Source organism: Methylobacterium variabile (genome assembly GCF_001043975.1).
Taxonomy (GTDB): domain Bacteria; phylum Pseudomonadota; class Alphaproteobacteria; order Rhizobiales; family Beijerinckiaceae; genus Methylobacterium; species Methylobacterium variabile.
Genome location: NZ_LABY01000178.1, coordinates 40,191 through 54,746, shown reverse-complemented (window position 1 = coordinate 54,746; position 14,556 = coordinate 40,191). Strand labels below are relative to the sequence as shown.

The following is a 14,556-nucleotide window of genomic DNA, read 5'->3' as shown; positions in this document are numbered from 1 at the left end:
AGTCGAGATGACACCCGCGGGCGCGGCGCCGGAGAGGCGCCGCGCCCCATGCCTGTTTCGAGACCCACTCCTGTTTCGGAACCCACGCCTGTTTCGAGAGACGTGAACGTGCCGCCCCTTCCGCCGCCCTTGGCCACCCGCGCGCCCGCCAAGATCAACCTGACGCTGCACGTCCTCGGCCGCCGCCCCGGCGACGGCTACCACGCCCTCGAGAGCCTGGTGGCCTTCGCGGGGCCGCGAGCCGGCGACCTCCTCTCCCTCGAGCCCGGACCGGCGCTCGCCCTCTCGGTCTCCGGCCCGACCGCCGGCCCGGCGGGCCGGACCGACGACAACCTGGTGATGCGGGCGGCCCGCCACCTCGCCGCCGAGCATCCCGGGCTGCGGGTGGGACACTTCCGCCTCGTCAAGCGCCTGCCGGTGGCGGCGGGGATCGGCGGCGGCTCGTCCGACGCGGCGGCGGCCCTGCGGCTCCTCGGGCGCCTGAACGGCCTTTCGCCCGACCCCCCGTCGCTGATGGAGGCGGCCCGCCGCACCGGCGCCGACGTGCCGGTGTGCCTCGACCCGCAGGCGCGGATGATGCGCGGCGCCGGCGAGGCGGTCGGCCCGGCGGTGGGCCTGCCGGCCCTGCCGGCGGTGCTGATCAATCCCGGCGTGCCGGTCGAGACGGCGCCGGTCTTCCGCGCCCTCGGGCTCGCGGTCGGCGAGGCGCATCCCCTCGCCGGGCAGGCCCACCCGGAGATCGCGGGCCTCGACGGCCCGGAAGCCCTGCTCGCCCGCATCGCCCCGGCCCGCAACGACCTCGAAGCCCCTGCCCTCACGGTCGCGCCGGTGATCGGCGACACCCTCGCGGCCCTGCGCGATCAGCCCGGCTGCCGCCTCGCCCGCATGTCCGGCTCCGGCGCCACGGTCTTCGGACTTTTCGCCCACCGCTCGGCCGCCCGGCGCGCCGCCCGGGCGATCGCGGCGGCCCAGCCGGGCTGGTGGGTGCGGGCGACGCTGCTGCGGTAGGCGCAGGCGCACGACGGCGCCCTCGGAAACCTGCCTCGGGCTGCGAGGCGGGTCACTCCCCCGCCGCGCTCTTGCCCGCGGCCTTGGCGGCCGGCTTCTTCGCGGGCACCTTCTTAGCCGTGGTCTTGGCTGCCGCGCTCTTGGCCGAGGACTTCCGGGCAGCGGGCTTGGCCTCGCCGTCCTCCTCGCCGGCCGCGGTCGCCGCCTTGGCAGCCGTCGACTTGCCGGCCGTCTTGCCGCCGGCCGCCTTGCGCGCGCCCGCCTTCTTCTTGGTCCCGCCACCGGCCTCGCGGCGCGCCGCGATCAGGCGCAGGGCCTCGTCGAGGGTAACGGCCCCGGCATCGGCGCCCTTGGGCAGGGTGGCGTTGATCTCGCCGTCGGTGACGTAGGGCCCGTATCGGCCGGCCTTGACGGTGACCGGGCGGCCGCTGTCCGGCGCCGTGCCGATCAGCCGGCCGGGATCCTGCGCGGGGCGCCCGCCGCCCTGCTCCTTCTGGACGATCAGGTCGATGGCGCGGTTCGCCCCGACCTCCAGCACGTCGTCGTCCTTGCCGAGGTTGGCGTAGGTCTTGCCGTGCTGCACGTAAGGGCCGTAGCGCCCGATATTGACGAGGATCGGCTCGCCGGTCTCGGGGTGGCGGGCCACCTCGCGCGGCAGCGAGAGGAGCTTCAGGGCCTTCTCGAGGTCGACCGCCGACGGCGACAGACCTCGGGGCAGCGACGAGCGCCTGGGCTTCTCGGCGCCCTTCTCGGCCGAGGCCTCGCCGAGCTGCACGAACGGGCCGAATCGGCCGTCGCGCAGGGTGACGGGCAGGCCGGTCTCGGGGTCGTCGCCGAGCACCCGCACGCCGGGCTGGCCGCCCTCGCCGGCCCCCTCGCCCTCGCCGTCGAGGCCGGTGGCGTTGAGCTGGCGGGTGTACTTGCACTCGGGATAGTTCGAGCAGCCGACGAAGGCGCCGTACTTGCCGAGCTTGAGCGAGAGCTGGCCGCTGGCGCAGTTCGGGCAGGCGCGCGGGTTCGAGCCGTCGGCCTTGGCCGGGAAGATGTGCTCGGCGAGAAGCCCGTTGAGCGCCTCGAGCACCTCCGCGGTGCGCAGTTCCTTGGTGCCGGCGATCGCCGCGGAGAAGTCGCGCCAGAAGTCGCGCAGCACCGCGCGCCAGTCGATCTCGGCGTTGGAGACCCGGTCGAGCTGCGTCTCGAGGTCGGCGGTGAAGTCGTACTCGACGTAGCGGCGAAAGAAGCTCTCGAGGAAGCCGGTGACGATCCGGCCCTTGTCCTCCGGCACCAGACGCTTCTTGTCGATCTTGACGTATTCGCGGTCGCGCAGCACCTGCAGCACCGCGGCGTAGGTCGAGGGCCGGCCGATGCCGAGCTCCTCCATCCGCTTGACCAGGCTCGCCTCGGAGTAGCGCGGCGGCGGCTCGGTGAAGTGCTGGGTCGCGGCGATGCGCTCGCGGGTGAGGGGATCGCCGGCCGCCATCGCGGGCAGGCGGCGGGCTTCCTCGTCCTCCTCGTCGTCCTTGCCCTCCTGGTAGAGGGTGAGGAAGCCGTCGAACTTCACCACCTGGCCGGTGGCGCGCAGGTCGATGCGGCGCGGGCCGACCTGCGCGGCGATGTCGACGGTGGTGCGCTCCAGCTCGGCCGACTCCATCTGGCTCGCGACGGTGCGGATCCAGATCAGCTCGTAGAGCCGGGCCTGCTCGGGCTCGAGGAAGCGGGCGACGTCCTTGGGCAGGCGGCCGAGGTCGGTCGGGCGCACCGCCTCGTGCGCCTCCTGGGCGTTCTTGGCCTTGACGCTGTACTTGCGCGGCGCCCCCGGCACGTAGGGCGCGCCGTACTCCGCCTCGATCACCTGGCGGGCCTGCGCGACGGCCTCGGGCGCCATGTCGACGCCGTCGGTCCGCATGTAGGTGATGAGGCCGACGGTCTCGCCGCCGATCTCCACGCCCTCGTACAGGCGCTGGGCCACCCGCATGGTCTGGGCCGGAGCGAGGCCGAGCTTGCGCGAGGCCTCCTGCTGCAGGGTCGAGGTGGTGAAGGGCGGCTGCGGGTGGCGCCTGGCGGGCTTGGCCTCCACCTGGGCCACCGTGAAGGTCGCGAGTTCGAGGTCGCGCCGGAACGCCTCCGCCTCCTCGGCGGTGCCGACGTCGAGGCGCTGGATGCGCTTGCCGTCGGCGCCGACGAGGCGGGCGTCGAACACGCCGCCGCCCTTGGTGGCCAGCGTCGCGACGATCGACCAGTACTCGCGGGGCTTGAAGGTCTCGATCTCGCGCTCGCGGTCGCAGACGAGGCGCAGCGCCACCGACTGCACCCGGCCGGCCGAGCGGGCGCCCGGCAGCTTGCGCCACAGGACCGGCGAGAGGTTGAAGCCGACGAGGTAGTCCAGGGCGCGCCGCGCCAGGTAGGCGTCGACGAGGGCCTGGTCGATCGCCCGGGGCTGGGCCATCGCGGTCTCGACCGCGTCCTTGGTGATGGCGTTGAAGGTGACGCGCTCGACCGCGACGTCCTTGAGCACCTTGCGCGCCTGCAGCGCCTCCAGCACGTGCCAGGAGATCGCCTCGCCCTCGCGGTCCGGGTCGGTCGCCAGGATCAGCGTGTCGGCGCCCTTGACCGCCTTGGCGATCTCGGCGACGCGCTTCGCCCCGCGATCCTCCAGCTCCCACAACATATGGAAGTCCTGCTCCGGATCGACCGAGCCGTCCTTCGCCGGAAGATCGCGGATATGTCCGAACGAGGCCAACACCTCGTAGTCGCGGCCGAGATATTTATTGATTGTCTTGGCTTTGGCCGGCGACTCGACAACGACGACTTTCATAGACGGCTTGCCTTTTCGAAGAGCACACCGCGGCAGATCGGGCTTCAACTTGTGCGGGGCGGCCGGCGCGGGTTTTCGCGCGGCGAAGCGGACAAGTGGGTGATGACGCGGCGGTTGTCAAATACCGGCGACCATCGCATGCCATCCGTCTTGGCATCCTTGCGGCCCGCCCCCGCGGCTCCTATAGCGCTCGGCTCAGGATGAGCACCTCGGCACCCCCCGGCTTCCCGCACCGCCACCTCCTCGGCATCGAGGGCCTCTCGCCCCTCGACATCGTGGCGCTCCTCGACCGTGCCGACGAGGCCGTCGAGATCAGCCGCCAGGTCGAGAAGAAGCGCACGACCCTGCGCGGGCGCACCCAGATCAACCTGTTCTTCGAGCCCTCGACCCGGACCCAGTCCTCGTTCGAGCTGGCCGGCAAGCGCCTCGGCGCCGACGTGATGAACATGTCGGTCGCCTCCTCGTCGGTGAAGAAGGGCGAGACCCTGATCGACACCGCCGCGACACTGAACGCGATGCGGCCCGACATCATCGTGGTGCGCCACCACCAGGCCGGCGCGGTGCACCTGCTCGCCCGCAAGGTCGACTGCGCGGTGGTCAATGCCGGCGACGGCGCCCACGAGCACCCGACCCAGGCCCTCCTCGACGCCCTCACCATCCGCCGCAACAAGGGCCGGATCGAGGGGCTGACGGTGGCGATCTGCGGCGACGTCCTGCACTCGCGGGTCGCGCGCTCGAACATCATCCTGCTCATGGCGCTCGGCGCCCGGGTGCGGGTGATCGGCCCCTCGACCCTGCTGCCGCCGGGGCTCGCGCGCTTCGGCGTCGAGGTCTTCACCGACATGCGGGCGGGCCTGAAGGACGCCGACATCGTGATGATGCTGCGGCTGCAGCGCGAGCGGATGAACGGCTCCTTCGTGCCGTCCGTGAAGGAGTATTTCCGCTATTTCGGCCTCGACGGCGACAAGCTGCGCCACGCCCGGCCCGACGCCCTCGTGATGCATCCGGGCCCGATGAACCGCGGCGTCGAGATCTCCTCCGAGGTCGCCGACGGCGCGCAGTCGCTGATCCGGGAGCAGGTCGAGATGGGGGTCGCGGTGCGCATGGCGGTGCTGGAGGCGCTGGCCACGCACCTGCCGAACGCGTGACGCCGTCCGCCGCTTGACATGCCGCCGCGGGACTTCGACCTTGACATCCAGGCGATCCGGCGGCGCCTCGAGCGGGAGGGGTGGCGGATCCGGCCATCGAAGGGCCCGCATGACATCGACACCATGCCGGGACGCCCGCACGTCGCGGTGCCCCGGGGCCGCGGCAGCCTGCCGCCCGGGACGGCCCGGTCGATCGCGCGCAATGCCGGGTGGCTGGACGGGAGCGAGGAGCCGTGACGGCGTATATCGGCATACCGGAGCAGGAGCCCGGCACCCTGTGGGGGCTCTGGTTCCCCGACCTGCCGGGCTGCATCGCCGCCGGCGCGGCGGCCGGCGAGACCCTGGCCCAGGCCGCCGAAACGTTGGACCAGTGGGCTGCCCTGGCGCCGGAGGACGGCGTCGTCCTCCCGGTGCCCCGCTCCATCGAGGCATTGCGATCCGACCCGGACGTCGCCGGTGCCCTCGCGTCGGGCCACGTCGCCGTCGCGGTCAGGCCTCCGGCCGACGATCTCGGCCTCGATGACGCCCAGCTCCAGGCCGTCGACCGGGCCGCCGAGCGGCGCGGCCTGGCCCGCAGCGGCCTCGTCCGGGTCCTGGTGCTCGACGAGATCGCCGGCTGACCCGCCCCTCTCATCCGCTCCCGCTTCCGTAGGCCGATGTCACCCTCCTGCCTCCTCCTCACCAACGCCCATCTGATCGACCCCGCCTCCGGCCGCGAGGGGCCGGGCGCGGTGCTCGTCCGCGATCGATCGATCGCCGACGTCCACTGGGGCACCCCCGCGGTCCTGCCCGAGGGGGCGGAGGTGATCGAGTGCGGGGGGCAGGTGCTCACCACCGGCCTCGTCGACCTGCGCGCCTTCGTGGGCGAGCCCGGCGCCGAGCACCGGGAGACCCTGGCGAGCGCCAGCGCCGCGGCCGCCGCCGGCGGCGTGACGACGCTGGTGTGCATGCCCGACACCAACCCGCCGATCGACGATCCGGCGATCGTCGACTTCGTGCTGCGCCGGGCGCGCGACACCGCGAGCATCCACGTGCTGCCGACGGCCGCCATCACCCGGGGGCTGGCCGGCCAGGTGATGACCGAGTTCGGCCTGCTCACCGAGGCCGGCGCCGTCGCCTTCACGGACGGGCTGAAGGCCGTGACCAACGCCCAGGTGATGCGCAGGGCGCTGACCTACGCCCGCGACTTCGGCGTCCTCTTGATGCAGCACGTCGAGGAGCCGACGCTCGTCGGCGACGGGGTGATGAACGAGGGCGAGATGGCCTCGCGGCTGGGCCTGCACGGCATCCCGCGGGAAGCCGAGACGATCCTGCTCGAGCGCGACATCCGCCTCGTGCGCCTGACCGGCGGGCGCTACCACGCCGCGATGATCTCAACCGCCGACTCGGTCGAGATCGTGCGCCGGGCGAAGGAGGCGGGCCTGCCCGTGACCTGCGGCGTCTCGGTCAACAACCTGGTGCTGAACGAGAACGACATCGGCCACTACCGCACCTTCTGCAAGCTCTCGCCGCCCCTGCGCACCGAGGAGGACCGCCAGGCCGTGGTGGCGGCGCTCAACGAGGGCGTGATCGACGTCGTGGTCTCCGACCACAACCCGCAGGACGTCGAGACCAAGCGCCTGCCCTTCGCCGAGGCCGCCGACGGGGCGCTCGGGATCGAGACCCTGCTCGCCGCCGCACTCCGACTGGTCCACGCGGGCGATATCGGCCTCCCGCGGCTCCTCGCCGCCCTCTCGGCCGCACCGTCGCGGCTGCTCGGCCGCGAGACCGGGCGCCTCGCCCCCGGCGCCCCGGCCGACCTCGCGCTGATCGACCCCGACGCGCCCTACGTGCTCGACAAGCGGCACCTGAAGTCGCGCTCGAAGAACTCGCCCTTCGACGAGGCGCGGCTGCAGGGGCGGGCCACGCTCACCCTGGTCGCCGGCCGGATCGTCCACCGCACCGAGGAGCCGCGCTGATGGCGCCGGACTGGACGCTCGTCGCCGCGGGCCTCGCCCTCGGCTACCTCCTCGGCGCGATTCCCTTTGGGCTGATCCTCACGCGCGTCGCCGGGCTCGGCGACGTGCGGGCAATCGGGTCGGGCAATATCGGCGCCACCAACGTGCTGCGCACAGGCCGCAAGGGGCTCGCCGCGGCGACGCTGTTGGGCGATGCGCTGAAGGGCACCGCCGCGGTCCTGATCGCCGCGCACTTCGGCGGCCAGGAGGCGGCGCTGGCGGCGGGGCTCGGCGCGTTCCTGGGCCATCTCTTCCCCGTCTGGCTCGGCTTCAAGGGCGGCAAGGGCGTCGCCACCTTCATCGGCGTGCTGCTCGGGCTCTTCCCCCTCGGGGTGCTGGTCTTCGCCGCGGTGTGGCTCGGCCTCGCCTTCCTGCTGCGCTACTCCTCGGCCTCGGCGCTGGCGGCCTCCGCCGCGACGCCCGTCGCCCTGTGGGCCTTCGGGCAGGGCCGCCTCGCCGTGCTGTTCTGCGTGCTCGCCCTGCTGCTATGGTGGAAGCACGCGCCCAATATCCGCCGCCTCGCCGCGGGGACCGAGGGGCGCATCGGACAGAAGGGCTGAAGGTCTTACACTGGCCCTCACCCAAGGTTCGCGTGACCTCAAGGGGGAGAGGGCCTTGCACCTCAGCGACGCGCAGCGCCTCGACTGGCTCCGGCTGATCCGCTCGGAGGGCATCGGTCCGCGCACCTTCCGGGGACTGGTGAACCGCTTCGGCGGCGCCGGCGCGGCGCTGAAGGCGCTCCCGGGCCTCGCCAAGGCCCGGGCTAAGCCGATCCGGGTCACGACCAAGGCCGAGGCCGAGCGCGAGCTGGCGGCCGCCGCCCGCCTCGGCGCCCGGTTCGTGGCGATGGGCGAGCCCGACTACCCGCTGCCGCTCCAGGCCACCGCCGACGCGCCGCCGCTGCTGGCCGTGCGCGGCGACGCCGCCTGCCTGAAGCGCCCCGCCGTCGCCCTCGTCGGCTCGCGCAACGCATCCGCCGCCGGCCTCACCTTCACCGAGCGCCTGTCGCACGCGCTCGGTGCCGAGGGGCTGGTGATCGTCTCCGGCCTGGCCCGCGGCATCGACGCCCGGGCCCACAAGGCGGCGCTCGCGAGCGGCACCGTGGCGGTGCTGGCCGGCGGGCACGACCGGATCTACCCGTCGGAGCACGAGGAGCTGGTCGCGCGCATCCTGGAGGCCGGCGGCGCCGTCGTCGCCGAGATGCCGATGGGCTGGGAGCCCCGGGGCCGCGACTTCCCGCGCCGCAACCGCATCATCTCCGGCCTCTCTCTGGGCACCGTGGTGGTGGAGGCGGCGCGCCGCTCCGGCTCGCTCATCACCGCCCGCTTCGCCCTGGAGCAGGGCCGCGAGGTCTTCGCGGTGCCGGGCTCGCCCCTCGATCCCCGGGCCGAGGGCACCAACGACCTGATCCGCGACGGCGCCACCCTGTGCGCCGCCCCCGAGCACGTCATGGCGGTACTCGGACCCCTGATCGACCGGCCCGGTCCGGCGACGGGCGCCGAGGAGGCGGCGGACCTGCCGGAGGCCGCCCTGTACTGGGACGAGATCGACTTCTCGGCCGAGCCGATCACCGCCATGGCGGCCGAACCGGCGCAGAGCCCCCTCGAAAGCTCCCTCGAACCGGCGCCGCCGCGGCCGGTGCCGCAGGACGACCGGATCATCCTGCTCGAACTCCTCGGACCGTCGCCGGTGCCGGTCGACGCCCTGGCGCGGCAGGCCGGATTGTCGGCGCGGGTGGTCCAGGGGCTGCTGATGGAGCTGGAGCTCGATGGGAAGGTATGGCGGCACCCGGGCGGGTCGGTGTCGCTGCGGTGAGGCGTCCGAGCGATCCTCGTCGGTTGAGAGATGACGACGGCGGAACCGCACCGCAGCCCCACGCCGACGGTTCTCGATACGGCACGTCCGCTCCCCCGCCCGGCAGGGCTGTCAGAGCCAACCCGCGCCCGTCCGACGTTTCGAGCTACTACCGGGGCGCCTCACCCCGGTGCATCGCCTCGACCTCCGCCGTGAAGCGCCCGTCCGGCCCATGCAGCACCAGGGCCGGCGCCAGGGTGAAGGGGCCCCGGCTGCCGCGCACGCCCGCCACCAGCACCCGGATCGCCGCCGCCTCCGCCCGCGGCTGGACCGGCGTGACGGTGAGCGCACCGAACCGGCCCGCCATCGCGTCGAGGCAGGCGGGGAGAGCGTCGGCCCGATGGATCAGCACCATCCGGCCGCCGGGGCGCAGCAGGTCGGCGGCGGTGCGCAGCCAGGCTTCCAGCCCGCCGGGCTCGGGGAAGCCGTGCGCCACGGCCCGGGTCGCCACCGGCGAGGCGCGGTGCCGGCCGGGCTCGAAGAAGGGCGGGTTGGTGAGCAGCAGGTCGACCGAATCCGGCAGGAGACCGGCGGCGCGGCGCTCGCGCCCCGGCGCCGTGACGTCGGCTTCGATCACCCGGACCCGCTCGGCGAGCCCGTTCTCCTGCGCGTTGAGGCGGCCCAATGCCGCGGCCTCCGGGTCGCGCTCGACCAGCATCACCCGCGCCTCGGGGCAGGCGAGGGCGACCGCGAGACCGACCGCGCCGGTGCCGGCGCCGAGATCGCACACGGTCTCCCCGCCTCGCGCATCGGCGCTCGCCGCGAGCAGCACCGCGTCGGTCCCGGCGCGGTGGGCGCCGCGGGGCGGCTGGCGCAAGGTGAGCCGTCCGCCGAGCCAGGAATCGGGAACGGACCGGGCGTCGGGCGGGCTCATCGGCTCACGCCTCGTGACGCAACTCGTGGGCCAGGCCCGCATCGGTGAGGAGGCGCCGGGCCTGGCGGGCGTGGTCCTCCGGCACCAGCAGCCGGCGCGGGAAGGCGCCGATCATCCCCTCCATCACGCTGATGTGGTTATCGGCCACCAGCACCGGGATCCCGGCCCCCGCGAGGAGCGATTCCGCGAAGCCGATCAGGACGATGTCGTTGGTGCGGATCAACTCGATCATGGGGTGGCCAAAGGTCTCTCGCCGGGGGTCCCTGGCCGGTCGTTCGCCGGACCGCGGCGGCCATACCACACAAGCCCGCCGGGTGCGCCGCATCCCCAGACCGCCGCACTGCAGCAGGGCCTTGCGGCAGCTTGCGTGTTGCCGCCGGGGGCGCCTGCGTGCCAAAGGGGGCGGGAGATGATCGAGGAGCCCCGCGATCCGGGGCGGCGCTGAGGAGATCGCGCGGGCGTGGGCGTCGTACTTCCCCTCCAGGACAAACCCTCCGACCCGGAGGCCAGCCTCGACGCCCTGGTGGCGCTCGTGGCGGGCGGGATGGAGCGTGTCAACGCGATGATCCTGTCGCGCACCGGCTCCGACGTCACGATGATCCCGGAGGTCGCCAACCACCTCATCTCCTCGGGCGGCAAGCGCCTGCGCCCGATCCTGACGCTCGCCACCGCGGCCCTGTCGGGCTACGACGCGGCCGGCGACGGCGACGTGAAGCTCGCCGCCAGCGTCGAGTTCATGCACACGGCGACGCTCCTGCACGACGACGTCGTCGACGAGAGCGACATGCGTCGCGGCAAGGTCGCGGCCCGGATCAAGTGGGGCAACGAGGCCAGCGTCCTCGTCGGCGACTTCCTGCTCGGCCAGGCCTTCAAGATGATGGTCGAGGTCGGCTCGCTGCGCGCCCTCGACATCCTGTCGTCGGCCGCCTCGGTGATCGCCGAGGGCGAGGTGATGCAGCTCACCGCCGCCCGCAGCACCGAGACCAGCGAGGACGAGTACCTGGCGGTGATCCGGGCGAAGACCGCCGAGCTGTTCGCCGCCGCCTGCGAGGTCGGCCCGGTCCTGGCCCAGCGGCCGAAATCCGAGATCGCCGCCTGCCGCAGCTACGGCATGAACCTCGGCATCGCGTTCCAGCTCGTCGACGACGCCCTCGATTACGGCGGCACCAGCGCCGACCTCGGCAAGAACGTCGGCGACGATTTCCGCGAGGGCAAGATCACCCTGCCGGTCGTGCTGTCGTTCCGCCGCGGCACCGACGAGGAGCGGGCGTTCTGGCGCCGCACCCTGGAGCGCCAGGAGATCGAGGAGCCCCGCGACCTCGACGCGGCGATCGCGATCATGCGCCGCCACCGCGCCCTCGAGGATACGATCGAGCGCGCCCGGCACTACGGCGCCATGGCCAAGGATGCGCTCGCCCTGTTCCCGAATGCGCCGATGAAGCAGGCGCTGCTCGAGGCGGTGGATTTCTGCATCGCGCGGGCGCGCTGAAAGCAGGTTTCGCAGAGGCGGTTGACGCCTCCGTAACAGGAACCTGCGACAGGGCAGACCTTTAAGCGAACGACGCGCTGGCCAGCCGGCGCGGGTCCTCTTGGACGGCGCGCCTTGCCGTCATGCCTCGGTGAATCCGAGCCACCGCCGCACCTCCCCCGGGCTCACGCCCCGCTCCCGCAAAGCCGCCAGCGCCTCGGAGCCCAGGCTCTTCGAGAGCTTCTCCCCCGCCGCGTCGCGGATCAGCGCGTGGTGGTGGTAGCACGGCGTCGGCAGGCCGAGGAGGCGCTGGAGCAGGACGTGAAGGTCGGTCGCGGCCTCGAGGTCCTGGCCGCGGACCACGTGGGTGATGCCTTGCGCGGCATCGTCCAGCACCGCGGCGAGGTGGTAGCTCGTCGGCACGTCCTTGCGGCCCAGCACCACGTCGCCCCAGCGGGCCGGGTCGGCGGCGCGGGTCGCGCCGGGGACGCCCGGCGCGAAGGCCGTGTAGGCGTGCGGTCCCGGGCAGGACTGCAGCGCCCGCGCCATGTCGAGGCGCCAGGCATGGGGCGCGCCCGCCGCCACGGCCGCGGCGGTCGCCGCCGAGCCGCGGCAGGTGCCCGGATAGAGCGGCGCGCCGTCCGGGTCGCGGGCGCCCGTGGCGGCGGCCTGGATCTCCCGGCGCGTGCAGGTGCAGGGATAGACGAGGCCCCGCGCCCGCAGGTCGTCGAGGACGGCCCGGTAGGCGGGCATCCGGTCCGACTGGCGCCAGACCGGCTCCGGGAAGGCGAGCCCGAGCCAGGCGAGGTCGGCGACCAGCGCGTCGGTCAGCTCCGGCCGGCAGCGCACGGGGTCGATGTCCTCGATGCGCAGCAGCAGCTCGCCCCGGATCGCCCGGGCGACGGCCGCGTTGAGGAGGGCCGAGTAGGCGTGGCCGAGATGCAGGCGCCCGTTCGGGCTCGGGGCGAAACGCAGGCGAGGAGACGGCACGGCGGGATGCGGACGCGGAGGAACCCCAAGCCCATAAGCCCGCCGGCCGCCGGCGTCACCGGGCCGCCCTCCCTCTTGCTCGATTCTGAGGCGGTGCTGCGCGAGGGCGTGGCGGCGCTGACGGCGCAGGACCCGATCATGGCGCGCCTCGTGGCGGAGGGCGCGGTGCCGCCCCTGCGCAAGCGCCCGCCGGGCTTCCAGGGCCTCGCCGGCATCGTGGTGGCGCAGCAGCTCTCCACCGCCAGCGCCGGGGCGATCTGGGGCCGGCTCACCGCCCGCCTGCCCGACCTCACCGCCGAGGCCCTGGCGGCGGCCCCGGACTCCGCGCTTCGCGAGGCCGGCCTGTCGGCGCCGAAGATCCGCACCCTGCGGGCGGCGGCCGGGGCCGTCGTCGGCGGCGCCCTGCCCCTCGACACCCTGCACGCCCTGTCGGCGAACGAGGCCCACCGGCTGATGGTGGCGGTGCACGGCATCGGGCCCTGGACCGCCGACGTCTACCTGCTGTTCTGCCTCGGCCATCCGGACGCCTTTCCGGCCGGCGACCTCGCCCTGCAGGAGGCGGCGCGCCTCGCCGACGGGCTCGACGCGCGCCCGAACGCCGCCGCCCTGACGGCGCGGGCCGAGGCCTGGCGGCCCTGGCGCGGGGTCGCCGCCAAGGTGCTGTGGGCCTATTACCGGATCGCCAAGGCGCGCGACGGCGCGCCTGTCCCATCGTAAAGGCGCGCGACGGCGCGCCGCGCCCATCGTGAAGCCGCGCGATGGCGCGGCTCTTCCATCATGGAGGCCGCGCGGTGGCGCGGCCCTTGCGCCCGACGACGCGACCGAACGGAGTTCGACCCGATGCCGATCCTCACCGGCCCGCGCCTGCGACCCCGCTCGGGAGCGCCACCGCGCCAGCTCGTTGTCCTGCTGCACGGCTTCGGGGCCGACGGCAACGACCTGATCGACCTCGCCCAGGAGTGGCAGCCGCTCCTGCCGGACGCCGCCTTCGTGGCGCCGCACGCCCCCGAGCCCTGCATCCAGGGCTTCGGCCGGCAGTGGTTCTCCCTCACCTTCCGCGACCCGCACGAGCGCTGGCGCGGCGTGAACCGGGCCGGCCCGACGCTGGACGCGTTCCTCGACGCCGAGCTCGAGGCGCACGGGCTCGGCCCCCACCAGCTCGCCCTCGTCGGATTCAGCCAGGGCTGCATGATGGCGCTGCACGTGAGCCTGCGCCGCCCGACACCGGTGGCGGCCGTGGTCGGCCTGTCCGGCATGCTCGTGCTGGAGGAGGGCAAGGGCCCCGAGAGCCTGAAGCCCGCGGTCCGTTCGGTGCCGCCAGTCCTCCTCGCCCACGGCGACCAGGACGAGGTGATCCCGGTCGACGCGCTCTTCCTCTCCGCCGAGGCGCTCGCGGCGGCGGACGTGCCGGCGGAGTGGCACCTCTCTGCCGGGATCGGCCACGGCATCGACGACGGCGCCCTGCACCATGCCGGGCAGTTCCTCGCCGCCGGCTTCGCCCGGGCGCGGAAGCGCTAGCCCCGCGCCTCCCTCAGCGCGGCTTGCGCACCCGCCCGCAGCAGGGCGGAATCGCCGGAGAGCGCGATCAGGTCGAAGCCCTCCGCGATCAGCTCGCGGGTGCGCGGGCCCGACAGGGAGTAGATGCCGATGCGCTTGCCCGCCGCCCGGGTGCGCGCCATGGCGTGCTTGAGGGCGTCGCGCACCGCCGCGCCGTCGGGGTCGAGGCCGGCCCCGCCCGAGAGGGCGATCGAGAGGTCGGAGGGGCCGATGAAGATGCCGTCGATCCCGTCCACCGCCAGGATGTCGTCGAGGGCGGCGAGCGCCTCGCGGGTCTCGATCATCGCGAGCGTCTGGCAGAAGCCGTTGGCCTCGCGCAGGTAGGTCTCGGGCGCGAGGCCCGACAGCATCAGGGCCGGGCCCGGGCCCCAGCTGCGCTCTCCGAGCGGCGGGTACTTGGCGAGGCTTGCGAAACGCCGCGCGTCCTCCACGGTATTGACCATCGGGGCGATGATCCCGGAGATCCCGGCATCGAGCAGGCGCGAGACCGTCGAGAACCCGCCGACCGGCACCCGCGCCAGGGTCGGCTTGCCGCGGGCCGCGACGAGGGCGACGGTGCGGCTGATGCTGTCGAAGTCGTGGGCGCCGTGCTGCATGTCGAGCGTCACGGTATCGAACGCCTCGGCGGCGAGGAGCCCCGCGACCGCGGGCTCCGGGATGCCGCACCAGGCCGTGATCAGCGGCTTGCCCTCACGGAATCGCGCCGCCAGCGCGGCCACCGCCCCACCTCGTTCCGCCATCATGCGCCCTCCCGGCCCGGCCGCTGACTCGTTGCGCGGCTCTCGAGGGGCGAGCTTAGGTCAGGCTCGACCGCGCCGTCGAGGCGGAGTCCCCGCGCCCGCGAC

General features: G+C 73.9%; 15 protein-coding genes. 10 read left to right on the top strand and 5 right to left on the bottom strand.

Translation table 11 applies throughout. The features are described 5' to 3' along the window. Nucleotides 1–108: 108 nt before the first annotated feature. Entirely contained in the window at nt 109–1,008 is a 900-nt protein-coding gene (locus VQ02_RS23960; RefSeq protein WP_245239831.1) for a 4-(cytidine 5'-diphospho)-2-C-methyl-D-erythritol kinase, read from the top strand. 52 nt (nt 1,009–1,060) lie between these two features. Here the strand turns inward: VQ02_RS23960 and topA are convergent, their stop codons facing one another. After that, nucleotides 1,061–3,823 (bottom strand): type I DNA topoisomerase, encoded by a 2,763-nt coding sequence (gene topA / locus VQ02_RS23955; RefSeq protein WP_048446736.1) that lies wholly within the window; start codon nt 3,821–3,823, stop codon nt 1,061–1,063. A gap of 200 nt (nt 3,824–4,023) precedes the next feature. On the opposite strand from topA, the gene VQ02_RS23950 reads away from it, so the two are divergent. From VQ02_RS23950 to dprA, 6 genes are read left to right on the top strand one after another with little or no spacing between them, the layout of a single operon-like run. Next, on the top strand, nt 4,024–4,971 hold the full coding sequence (locus VQ02_RS23950; protein WP_048446735.1) for an aspartate carbamoyltransferase catalytic subunit: 948 nt from the start codon (nt 4,024–4,026) through the stop codon (nt 4,969–4,971). A gap of 18 nt (nt 4,972–4,989) precedes the next feature. Continuing rightward, nucleotides 4,990–5,208: a type II toxin-antitoxin system HicA family toxin gene (locus VQ02_RS23945; protein WP_048446734.1), complete on the top strand. Its 219-nt coding sequence runs from the start codon at nt 4,990–4,992 to the stop codon at nt 5,206–5,208. Continuing rightward, on the top strand, nt 5,205–5,591 hold the full coding sequence (locus VQ02_RS23940; protein ID WP_048446733.1) for a type II toxin-antitoxin system HicB family antitoxin: 387 nt from the start codon (nt 5,205–5,207) through the stop codon (nt 5,589–5,591). The genes VQ02_RS23945 and VQ02_RS23940 overlap by 4 nt, the downstream gene beginning before the upstream one ends. A 36-nt stretch (nt 5,592–5,627) precedes the next feature. After that, nucleotides 5,628–6,929, top strand: coding sequence for a dihydroorotase (locus VQ02_RS23935; RefSeq protein ID WP_048446732.1), 1,302 nt, complete (start codon nt 5,628–5,630; stop codon nt 6,927–6,929). Then, complete coding sequence (plsY, locus tag VQ02_RS23930; RefSeq protein WP_048446731.1) at nt 6,929–7,528, top strand: glycerol-3-phosphate 1-O-acyltransferase PlsY; 600 nt, start codon at nt 6,929–6,931, stop codon at nt 7,526–7,528. Before VQ02_RS23935 ends, plsY begins: the two co-directional genes overlap by 1 nt. 55 nt (nt 7,529–7,583) lie before the next feature. Beyond that, entirely contained in the window at nt 7,584–8,783 is a 1,200-nt protein-coding gene (gene dprA / locus VQ02_RS23925; RefSeq protein ID WP_048446730.1) for a DNA-processing protein DprA, read from the top strand. A 148-nt stretch (nt 8,784–8,931) separates the two neighbouring features. Here dprA and VQ02_RS23920 read toward each other — a convergent pair whose 3' ends face one another. Next, entirely contained in the window at nt 8,932–9,696 is a 765-nt protein-coding gene (locus tag VQ02_RS23920; RefSeq protein ID WP_048446729.1) for a tRNA1(Val) (adenine(37)-N6)-methyltransferase, read from the bottom strand. 4 nt (nt 9,697–9,700) lie between these two features. After that, on the bottom strand, nt 9,701–9,928 hold the full coding sequence (locus VQ02_RS23915; protein WP_048446728.1) for a putative signal transducing protein: 228 nt from the start codon (nt 9,926–9,928) through the stop codon (nt 9,701–9,703). A gap of 228 nt (nt 9,929–10,156) precedes the next feature. Between VQ02_RS23915 and VQ02_RS23910 the strand changes: the two genes are divergently transcribed. Continuing rightward, nucleotides 10,157–11,185: a polyprenyl synthetase family protein gene (locus tag VQ02_RS23910; protein WP_048446727.1), complete on the top strand. Its 1,029-nt coding sequence runs from the start codon at nt 10,157–10,159 to the stop codon at nt 11,183–11,185. 120 nt (nt 11,186–11,305) lie between these two features. Here the strand turns inward: VQ02_RS23910 and gluQRS are convergent, their stop codons facing one another. Continuing rightward, nucleotides 11,306–12,154: a tRNA glutamyl-Q(34) synthetase GluQRS gene (gene gluQRS, locus VQ02_RS23905; RefSeq protein ID WP_048446726.1), complete on the bottom strand. Its 849-nt coding sequence runs from the start codon at nt 12,152–12,154 to the stop codon at nt 11,306–11,308. A gap of 6 nt (nt 12,155–12,160) precedes the next feature. On the opposite strand from gluQRS, the gene VQ02_RS23900 reads away from it, so the two are divergent. Both VQ02_RS23900 and VQ02_RS23895 read left to right on the top strand, forming a co-directional pair. Beyond that, nucleotides 12,161–12,871, top strand: coding sequence for a DNA-3-methyladenine glycosylase family protein (locus VQ02_RS23900; protein WP_048446725.1), 711 nt, complete (start codon nt 12,161–12,163; stop codon nt 12,869–12,871). Between the two features lie 123 nt (nt 12,872–12,994). Then, nucleotides 12,995–13,672 (top strand): alpha/beta hydrolase, encoded by a 678-nt coding sequence (locus tag VQ02_RS23895; protein WP_048446724.1) that lies wholly within the window; start codon nt 12,995–12,997, stop codon nt 13,670–13,672. On the opposite strand, the gene VQ02_RS23890 is transcribed toward VQ02_RS23895, so the two are convergent. Next, complete coding sequence (locus tag VQ02_RS23890; protein WP_048446771.1) at nt 13,669–14,451, bottom strand: HpcH/HpaI aldolase family protein; 783 nt, start codon at nt 14,449–14,451, stop codon at nt 13,669–13,671. The two genes, VQ02_RS23895 and VQ02_RS23890, sit on opposite strands and share 4 nt — an antisense overlap. Nucleotides 14,452–14,556: the final 105 nt, after the last annotated feature.

Excerpts from the sequence above, each read along its gene's own strand:
- topA (WP_048446736.1), bottom strand. The coding sequence starts at position 3,823 with ATGAAAGTCGTCGTTGTCGAGTCGCCGGCCAAAGCCAAGACAATCAAT.
- VQ02_RS23950 (WP_048446735.1), top strand. The coding sequence starts at position 4,024 with ATGAGCACCTCGGCACCCCCCGGCTTCCCGCACCGCCACCTCCTCGGC.
- VQ02_RS23945 (WP_048446734.1), top strand. The coding sequence starts at position 4,990 with ATGCCGCCGCGGGACTTCGACCTTGACATCCAGGCGATCCGGCGGCGC.
- VQ02_RS23935 (WP_048446732.1), top strand. The coding sequence starts at position 5,628 with ATGTCACCCTCCTGCCTCCTCCTCACCAACGCCCATCTGATCGACCCC.
- plsY (WP_048446731.1), top strand. The coding sequence starts at position 6,929 with ATGGCGCCGGACTGGACGCTCGTCGCCGCGGGCCTCGCCCTCGGCTAC.
- VQ02_RS23920 (WP_048446729.1), bottom strand. The coding sequence starts at position 9,696 with ATGAGCCCGCCCGACGCCCGGTCCGTTCCCGATTCCTGGCTCGGCGGA.
- VQ02_RS23915 (WP_048446728.1), bottom strand. The coding sequence starts at position 9,928 with ATGATCGAGTTGATCCGCACCAACGACATCGTCCTGATCGGCTTCGCG.
- VQ02_RS23900 (WP_048446725.1), top strand. The coding sequence starts at position 12,161 with ATGCGGACGCGGAGGAACCCCAAGCCCATAAGCCCGCCGGCCGCCGGC.
- VQ02_RS23895 (WP_048446724.1), top strand. The coding sequence starts at position 12,995 with ATGCCGATCCTCACCGGCCCGCGCCTGCGACCCCGCTCGGGAGCGCCA.
- VQ02_RS23890 (WP_048446771.1), bottom strand. The coding sequence starts at position 14,451 with ATGGCGGAACGAGGTGGGGCGGTGGCCGCGCTGGCGGCGCGATTCCGT.